Genomic DNA, 8,581 nt, shown 5'->3' with positions numbered 1-8,581 from the left:
ACGGATGAATAATCGGCACGCGCAACGGATGAATTGTCGGCACCCGCTCCATCGCCGTAATGCAAAACGGACCCCTCGCGGCCGCGAGGGGTCCGTTTATGTCACAAATCTAGTACCAGCCGGTGCAGCTAACCTGCCCGAAACCGTTCTTGATGCAGGCCCGAGCGGCCATGTTCCCGTCCACCATGAAGCTCCAGAACGCGTTGGACCACATCTTCGGCTCCGTATGCCCATTAGACGTCTCGGCCCAGAAGTCCCAGTAGCCGGGGACGCTACCGTCCTCGATACGCGCCCAGTTCGCGACACATGAACTGGACCAGCGCAGGAAGACGGCCGGTCCGCCGCCGATCGGACGCACTGAGGCGAGTGAGGTGGCGCCCGAAGCACAGCCCATCGCTTGAGGATCGTCGCCTACACAGTTCCCCCCGGTGCACCCCACTGCCTGGGCCGGGCCAGCGCTGACCGTGATACTGATCACGGCGGTCAGCAGCAGCACGAGCGTTGCCACGGCTGCCTTGAACCGTTTTCGCATCTTGCTCTCCGATCACCTTGGAAGAGCGTGAGCCGGGCTGCGGCTCACGGATTCCCAGCAAAGCGACACCGCAACAGCCGCAGGAAGAGAAATCGAAATACCCGGACAAGGTCGTACAGAGAGTGGTGATCGATGGGGGCCACAGACGAAATGAACCGCTCCGGGTCTGATGGAGACTCTGAGGCAGGAACGCGTCGACGCTCATCTACAAAGCCGGGCTCTAAACACGGCACTTCACGGCCTGCAGAGCCACGAGCTTCCGGTTTTCGACACACTGATGTGACGCGAACATATGCACGGGACACTTGGAAATCAGCAGGGTGGGTCATACGGCAGATCCGCCAGATATCGGCCCCATTCTGCCTTCGTGATCACGTCACCTGCCTGAGCGCAGATTTGCTTGGCGACCCGCTCAGGGTTGGTCATCCAGAGGCGTACGGTCGCGTCGGCTCCACCGGAGGAGAGGAAAGCACCATCGGGGCTGAAGCTCACCGTCCATACGGCGTTGCCGTGACCGGCGAGATTCGCGTACGTGATGGGTTTTCCCGGGTCGCGGACGTCCCACAGCCATACGGTGCCGTCTCCTCCGCCGGCGGCGAGGATCCGGCCGTCGGGACTGAAGTCCAGCCAATAAATGGTGTTGTTGGGTCCCTTGAGGGGGTCGCCCAAGGGCAAGGGCTTGGGCTGCTGACTGATGTCCCATAACCGGATGGTCTTGTCCGCGCTGCCCGCCGCGAGGATGCGCGAGTCGGGACTTAGAGCCACCGAATAGACTGCCTGGCGGTGCCCGGACAGCTCGGCGAGTTTCTTCGGGTGCCGGGGATCCGTGATTTCCCAGAGCCAGGTCTTCTTTTCGCCGCTGCCTGCGGCGAGCAGTCTGCCATCCGCGCTGAAGGCGGTGGCGTAAACCGGTGCCTCCGGTTCGCCCAGGGTGGCGAGGGCGACGGGATGGTCCGGGTCGGACACGTCCCACAGTCGCAGGGCGGTGTCATCGCTTGCCGCTGCCAGCGTTTTGCTGTCCGGGCTGAAGGCGACTGACTCAATATTCTTCGTGGCGCCGATGAGCGGTGTTTTCAGCAGCCTCGGCAGGGTGGGATCGCGGACGTCCCAGAGGTAGAGGGGCCCGGTCACGGTGCCCGCGGCCACGAGACGGCCATCGGGGCTCTGGGCGGCCGCACCGGACAGGCCGGGCCCGGTCGGAGCGCGCATCGGAGGGCTGATGGGCGTCGGATGCCGGGGATCGCTCACGTTCCACAGCCGAACCAAGGGGGCGGCGCCGTAGCTTCCGGCCAGGAGTCTGCGACTGTCAGAGCTGATGTCCGCGGTGAACACGATGTCCAGCGGGTCGGTGAGCAACGGGTCGGCGATCAGCGGGCCGGGCAGGCGCCACAGCCGGGTGACGCCGTCCTCGGTTCCGCTGATGAGTGTCCCGCCGCCGCCGGCGAACCGCACCCTCGTCACCGGTGCCGGGTGTGGCAGGGTAGCGATGGTGCGACGCGTGGCCAGATCCCACACCCACGCCTTGTTGTCGGAGCTGCCCGCCGCGAGTGACCGGCCGTCGGGGCTGAAGGCCACGAAATTGATCAGGCCCGCCGGGCCGGTGATCGGTTCACCCAGCAGGACGGGGCGGGCGGGGTTGGTGACGTTCCACAGCCGCACCGACTTCTGCTCCCCGCTGGCGGCGACGGCGAGCGTTTCGCCGTCTGGGCTGAAAGCGAGGTGCAACACGCTGCTGGGGTCCTCGATCGGCGGCCCGGCTTGAGTGGGTTTACGCGGGTCGGCCGTGTTCCACAGCCATACCGTGTGATCGGCGCTGCCAGCAGCCAGCAGCGAGCCGTCGGGGCTGAATGCGATGGTCTGCACGTCGCCGCGGTGGCCGGCGAGTGGCGTGCCGACGCGTGTGGGTTGCCGCGGGTCGGCGACGTCATAGATCGTCACAGTGCCGCCGGCACCCCCGACCGCCAGGATGCCCCCGTTGTGGGCGAGCGTCAGGACCCGGCCGCCTGGGCCGACTGTGATCTGGGAGAGCGGAGACATCTCCGTCCCGTCGGCGATGTTCCACAGGCGGAGGGTCTCGTCCATGCCGCTTGTGGCGAGGGTGCGGCCGTCCGGGCTGAGGACGAGTGCGCGCACCGGGCCGATCCGCGACTGGCCGAGCGGAATAGGCTTGCCATCTCCTGTGACCCGCCAGAGTCGCAGCGTCGGGTCGCCGAGTTCCGCGCCTCCTGTTGCCATGAGCCGCCCTTCGAGGGCGAAGGCCACATGCTGCGGTACGCCGCTGGGATTGAGTAGCCGGGTCACCGATTGTCCCGCGTACAAGCTGAGCAGGCTGGACCGCGCCTCCGCCGTGGGCGCGAGCCGGTAGGCGATCAGCGCGAGCTGCGCGGCCAGCGCGGGGTCGCCGGCCCTCAGCCGGTCGGCGTCGGAGGCGATCTGCCGCGAGATGGCCACGTTGCGCTGCTCCTTGAGCGCCTGCTGGCTGTGCAAGGCGAGTGCGGTGGCCCCCAGGGTCAGTGATACGAGCGTCGCCAGCCCCGCGACCATCGCGCGTAATCGCCGGGTACGCCGCCGCGCCAGCCGCAGCGCCTCCTCCTCTTGAGCGATGGATGCCTCAAGGAAATCGCGTGCCAGCGGGGTCATGGCGTCTTGGTGGCCGGTCTCCACCCACTCGCGGACTGCGGCCAGGCGAGCGCCCCGGTAGAGAAGCCCGTGGTCGAAGCCTTCCCGTTGCCACGCGGCCGCGGTGTCGGTGAACCGGTGAGCGATGATGAGCCCGCCGCGATCCACGTCGATCCAGGATCGAAGCCGGGGCCAGGCGCGAATGAGAGCCTCGTGGGAGATCTCCACGATGTCCAGGTCGACAGTGATCAACCGCTGCTCCACGAACCGGTCCAGAACGATCTGGATCTCCTCGGGAGAGGCGGGCCCGACATCGGACAGCAGCCTGGAGCCGGTGACCCTCCGTCGTGTGTCGGCCGTGTCCTCCGCGACGTGAACCAAGCGCAGGAAGATGCGCCTGGCCAGGTGTTGCTGGTCCTCCGTGAGGTCCGCGTACGCCACCTCGGCCGTCTCGGCCACGGCGCCGCTGATGCCGCCGCAGTCGCGGTAGTCGAGGGCCGTGAGCCTGCGCCCCCGGCTCCTGCGCCAGGTCGTCAACAGCGCGTGAGAGAGGAGCGGCAACGCACCGGCGTCGTGGGCCGCCCCGACGTCGTCGGCGTTCACCGGTTCCAGGTCTCTGAGGAGAAGCTCGACCAGGCCGTCCTCGATGTCGAGCCCGGCCTTGTTGGCCGGCTTCACGATGACGTCCCGCAGTTCGGCCTCGGTCATTGGGCCGATCACCACCTGTCCTTTCTGCACCGCGCGTGCGAGTCGTTGGAACAGCAACAGGTGTGAGTAGAAATCCGCTCGCACGCCCAGCACCACGAGTGCCGGCGGCTCTCTGACGCGGTTCTCTCCGGCGGCCGCGCACAGCACGTCTACGAAGGCCAGCCGTTCCTCCGCGTCGTCGCACGCCGTAAAGATTTCCTCGAACTGGTCGACCACCAAGACCAGTCGGCCAGGTTGCCCACAGCTTCGCAGGTAGTGCTCCGGGATGGCCCGCAGTTCCGCCTCGATCTCGTCATCGGAGTCCTTGACGACGTGGATGGCGAGCTGCTCGGCCAGCGTTTGGAGGGGGCGGGCGCCGGGTGTGATCAGAAGTACGGGCCACTCACCCGAGCCGGATACGTCGAGTTCGCCTCTTCTCAGCGCGGGGATCACTCCGGCGCGCAGCACCGACGACTTGCCCGACCCCGACGGGCCCACAACCACCAGCGGGCCCTTCTCCTCGGCCAATCTCGCACGCAGGCTCTCGATGAGCAGTTGGATGAGCCGCTCCCGGCCGTAAAACCAGTCGGCATGCGCCGTCTGGAAGCTCTCCAGCCCGCGGTATGGGATCGGTGCGCCGACGGGCCGCCGGCCCGGCACCCGCCTGATCGTGGTGAGCGTCTCCTGCCACTGGGAGACCATGCCGGCATCGGTCACGCCGCACACGGCCAGGATCGCGACCAGGATGTGCGGCTGGGACACAGGCGGCAGATGCGCGCCCGCGAAATAGTCGCCCGCCGTGCTGTCCGGTATGCCGACGGCTTTCGCGACATCGCGAACCGTCAACCCGGCCCGCTCTCTCAGCGCGGTGAGCGCCTGGGCGAACTCGGGCCTGGACGAGATTCGTCGTACGTCAGCGTCAGGCATGACGATCTCTTCCCCAGGGAGATGGCCCTGCTGAGCCAGCCTAACGTAATTACGCGCCGTTTCTCGGCTCGCATCGCAGCGCGTCTTCGCGCGTCCGAGCCTGTCCGACTAAAGCGCTGTCAGCTGGCCCACCTCACCCTGAAGCCATACGGTCAGTTGAAAGTTCCCGGTTTCCAGTTCCCGTGATCGAGGGAATTCGCATGGACGAGATGGTTCTTCGAGCCCAGAGATTCATCAACACGACGTACGGCAACGTGCCCGGAATCAACCCGGTGGTGGAGAACGGCGTCACCGGATGGTCCACCGTGTACGCGCTGACCCGATGCCTCCAGTACCAACTCGGCATTGCCGCCCTCTCCGACAACTTCGGCCCGACCACCATGGCCACCCTCCAGTCGACCTGGCCGTCCATCAACGCCGCCAGCGGCGCGCCCGCGAACCTCGTCCGGATCATCCAGTCCGGGCTCTACTGCAAGGGGTACGACGGCGGCGAGATCGACGGCATCTACAACGCCCGGGTTGAGGCCGGGGTCACGCAATTGAAGGCCGACGCCGGCGTGGGCACGCTCTATCCGGGTCCGTCAATGGTGCCGAAGTTATTCAAGGCGTTGCTCAACATGGATCCCTACGTGCTCCTCGCCGGTGGCAACGCCACCGTCCGGACCATTCAACAGTGGATGAACGAGCGGTACGCCCATCGGGCCAACTTCTTCATGATCCCGTGCGACGGTCACTTTTCCAGGGACGTGCAGAAAGCACTGCTCCTGGCCATCCAGTTCGAGCTGGGCATGACGGACGCCCAGGCCACCGGGGTGTTCGGCCCCGGCACACAGGCCGGACTGAAGGCCAACACCCTGTCCGTCGGATCCTCCGGCGTCTGGGTGCGACTGTTCTCCGCCGGAATGCTTTTCAACAAGCGGAACGGCGTCTCCTTCACCAGTTCGTTCGACGGCAACCTGTCCGCCCGGGCAAGCGAGTTCCAGGGCTTCGCCAAGCTCCCGGTCACCGGAAACGGCGATTTCCAGACGTGGGCCTCGCTGCTGGTGTCCACCGGCGATCCCACCCGCAAGGGAACCGCTCTCGACTGCGTCACGAAGGTGACCGCGCCCCGGGCGGACGCGCTGAAGGCGGCGGGCTACGGCATCGTGGGGCGATACCTGTGCAACGTCCCGAACACCTCGCTCAACAAGATGATCCAGCCGGGCGAACTCGCGGTACTGGCCGCGAAGGGTTTCCGGGTTTTTCCCATCTACCAGACCTGGGGCGGCTCGGCCAGTTACTTCAGCCACGCCCAGGGCGTGGCCGATGCGTTCGCTGCGATCGAATGGGCCCGCGCGCACGGATTCCTGGCGGGGACTCGGATCTACTTCGCGGTCGACTTCGACGCACTGGACTATCAGGTCACATCAAATGTCATCCCGCACTTCAGGGGCATTAAGGAAACGATTAGCGAACACGCGAGCCAGTACCAGATTGGCATCTACGGACCACGGAACGTCTGTTCCCGAGTCGCCGGCGAAGGCCTTTCGTCAGCGAGTTTCGTCTCTGACATGTCCACCGGATTCTCCGGAAACCTGGGCTATCCGCTGCCGGTGGACTGGGCCTTCGACCAGATCTCCACCATCACCGTCGGCTCCGGCAGCGGATTCATCGAAATCGACAACAACATCGCCTCGGGCCGGGATTCCGGTCAGGGAACCTTCGGGCCAGGCCAGCTTGAGGCCAACCTCGACGTGGACTTCGACATGGCCCAGCACGATGCGCTACTGGTGGACGTCCAGACCTACCTCACCGGCATCGGAGTGCCGGAGGAGGGCGGCAGCGAGATATTCGACAGAGACAACGCGACCCTGGGTTTCAACACCACCACCGAGTCGCTGGACATCACCCTCACCCACGACGGTCTCATCACGCGTCTTGCGCGCCAGTTGAAGATGCGTAAGGCGCTCATCCAGTGCCCGATCCTCTGGGAAATCCGCAAGCTCAATCTGTTGGACGGCGTCGCGGATGAGATGGTGCGGAACTACTACAACAACGGTGTCCTCGGCAGGAACGACTGCAGCACCGGCCTGGCCCAGATCTTCGCCGCGACCGCAATCAGCGCCCGTAACCACGCGATCGAGCAGGGCATCATCAGCGGCACGGTTCTCGGCCCGGCCAACGAGCCCGACCTCTGGTCGGTGTGGCAGAGACTCCAGGACCCGAACTACAACATCTCTGCCGTGGGATACGTCCACATCTGGAGCGCCGCCGATATCGGGGTGTCGCGGCCGGGTCTCAGCACCAGCGAGGATCACACTCGGCGGATCCTGGCCCGCTTCAACGGCACCGGTCCAGATGCCGACCAGTACGGGCATGAACTTCTCGGGTTGTACAAGGTGTTCGAGAAGTACCATGCCCCTCTCCGCAATCCGTGATGTGGTGAAGGGCGCCGCCATGACCAATGCCACCAAGCCGTACTCCTGGTCCGCCTGGCTCGCGCCGGTCTCCGTCAACGTGGTGCTCGGCAGCGTCGGCGTTATTCCGCTGGCCTTCGTCTGGATGTTCCTCGCCCAATACCCGCTCGCCGCTCTCGGCCTGACCGAACGCGATCCCACCGACAACGACGGCATCCTCCCCTGGCTCGTTCTGCTGGGGGCAGTCGGTCTGTTCTTCATCCTCTGGACGGTCATCAACAAGGTGACTCGCAGGGTCACGCGACTGCCCAACCGGAGCTACTGGTGGGTCAGCGTGATCATCTCGCTTACCCCCTTCGTCTTTTTCGCGGTCTTCCCCGACGCGTGGACCGCGCTGGGCTGACCTCAAATCATCAGGTGGAACGGAGTTTTTCGCATGCCCACATCACGCCGTCTGTTCTTACATTCCGCCGTCGGACTGGCCCTGGCGGCCGGCGCGGGCGCGATGTTCCCGGGGGTCGTCGTCGCCCGATCATCGGGCCGGTTCGTCGCCGGTTCGTCGGCGGAGATCCAGTCCAGCCGGAAATCTCCGAACGGTTGGCCGATCAATACGGCCGCCGACGGGGGTGGAAGCGTCTGGAGTCGTCCCGTGCCCGGCACCGGCTTCGAGGTCGCAGTGGCGATCGGCGCGGCCGAGGTGATACTCGTGCATGTCGTTCGCCGATTCCATTACGAGATCGACTCGCTGCGCCCAGGTGAGGTGCTCGGCTTCAAAAGCCCGGACACGCTCACCGGATACGAGGAGAACCACGCGTCAGGTACGGCGATCGACATTCGTCCAGGACACTATCCGCCCGGCGTACGGGGCGGATTCTACGAACATGAGGTGAACGTCGTCCGTGACATTTTGGCGGACTGCGATGGTGTGGTGACCTGGGGCGGGGACTTCGGTGTCCCAGATGAAGGGCATTTTCAGATCGATCTGCCGCCTGCGGATGAGCGAGTGTACGCGCTCGCCGAGAAATTACGCGGCTGGAACAATACGCCGGGGGAGGGCGCGGGGGTCATCAGGAGCCTGAACTGAAGGTTCCCGAGGCGCGAGGCTGGCAGCGTTTTGGATGACTTCCGGAGCTACCTGTGGATGTCGAGGGGCTATTCCTTTGATGGGCGACCCCCTGCGTCGGTAAGGAGCCGATTTCCGGTCGTGGCATGATCGGCGCCATGGAGCACTTCATACGTCCCAGCGGTTCACCGCCCGTCAACGGCTACAGCCACGCGGTCGCTTTCACCGGAGCGACGGTCGCCGTTTCGGGTCAGGTTCCGGTGGACGGCGACGGAAATCTGGAAATCTGGTCGGTAAAGAGGACGCTGAGGCCCAGATCCGGCAGGTTTACGTCAATCTGACCGCCGCTGACACAGG

At 65.4% G+C, this 8,581-nt stretch carries 5 protein-coding genes; 3 read left to right on the top strand and 2 right to left on the bottom strand.

Annotated elements, in window-relative coordinates; translation table 11 throughout:
- Positions 1-109: 109 nt before the first annotated feature.
- Together Aple_RS38905 and Aple_RS38900 are read right to left on the bottom strand one after the other, a co-directional pair.
- A complete protein-coding gene (locus tag Aple_RS38905; RefSeq protein ID WP_155349769.1) occupies positions 110-532 on the bottom strand; it encodes a DUF2690 domain-containing protein in 423 nt (140 codons plus the stop codon).
- A gap of 312 nt (positions 533-844) precedes the next feature.
- Complete coding sequence (locus Aple_RS38900) at positions 845-4,765, bottom strand: nSTAND1 domain-containing NTPase (protein ID WP_155349768.1); 3,921 nt, start codon at positions 4,763-4,765, stop codon at positions 845-847.
- Positions 4,766-4,965: 200 nt separating this feature from the next.
- Here Aple_RS38900 and Aple_RS38895 point away from each other — a divergent pair, with 200 nt between their 5' ends.
- Genes Aple_RS38895 through Aple_RS38885 form a run of 3 tightly spaced genes read left to right on the top strand, consistent with a single transcriptional unit; the run spans position 4,966 to position 8,245 of the window.
- Positions 4,966-7,182, top strand: coding sequence for a glycoside hydrolase domain-containing protein (locus Aple_RS38895; RefSeq protein WP_246265052.1), 2,217 nt, complete (start codon positions 4,966-4,968; stop codon positions 7,180-7,182).
- Positions 7,160-7,564 carry a hypothetical protein gene (locus Aple_RS38890; protein WP_218038722.1) on the top strand — a complete coding sequence of 135 codons (405 nt, stop codon included), beginning with the start codon at positions 7,160-7,162 and terminating at the stop codon, positions 7,562-7,564. The genes Aple_RS38895 and Aple_RS38890 overlap by 23 nt, the downstream gene beginning before the upstream one ends.
- Before the next feature lie 33 nt (positions 7,565-7,597).
- Positions 7,598-8,245, top strand: coding sequence for a M15 family metallopeptidase (locus Aple_RS38885; protein ID WP_155349767.1), 648 nt, complete (start codon positions 7,598-7,600; stop codon positions 8,243-8,245).
- Positions 8,246-8,581: the final 336 nt, after the last annotated feature.

The sequence above is a fragment of the Acrocarpospora pleiomorpha genome (assembly GCF_009687885.1).
GTDB lineage: Bacteria > Actinomycetota > Actinomycetes > Streptosporangiales > Streptosporangiaceae > Acrocarpospora > Acrocarpospora pleiomorpha.
This window is presented reverse-complemented; position numbering and strand designations above follow the sequence as displayed.

Coding starts and splice junctions, on each gene's coding strand:
- Aple_RS38890 (WP_218038722.1), top strand. CDS start 7,160: ATGCCCCTCTCCGCAATCCGTGATGTGGTGAAGGGCGCCGCCATGACC.
- Aple_RS38900 (WP_155349768.1), bottom strand. CDS start 4,765: ATGCCTGACGCTGACGTACGACGAATCTCGTCCAGGCCCGAGTTCGCC.
- Aple_RS38895 (WP_246265052.1), top strand. CDS start 4,966: ATGGACGAGATGGTTCTTCGAGCCCAGAGATTCATCAACACGACGTAC.
- Aple_RS38885 (WP_155349767.1), top strand. CDS start 7,598: ATGCCCACATCACGCCGTCTGTTCTTACATTCCGCCGTCGGACTGGCC.
- Aple_RS38905 (WP_155349769.1), bottom strand. CDS start 532: ATGCGAAAACGGTTCAAGGCAGCCGTGGCAACGCTCGTGCTGCTGCTG.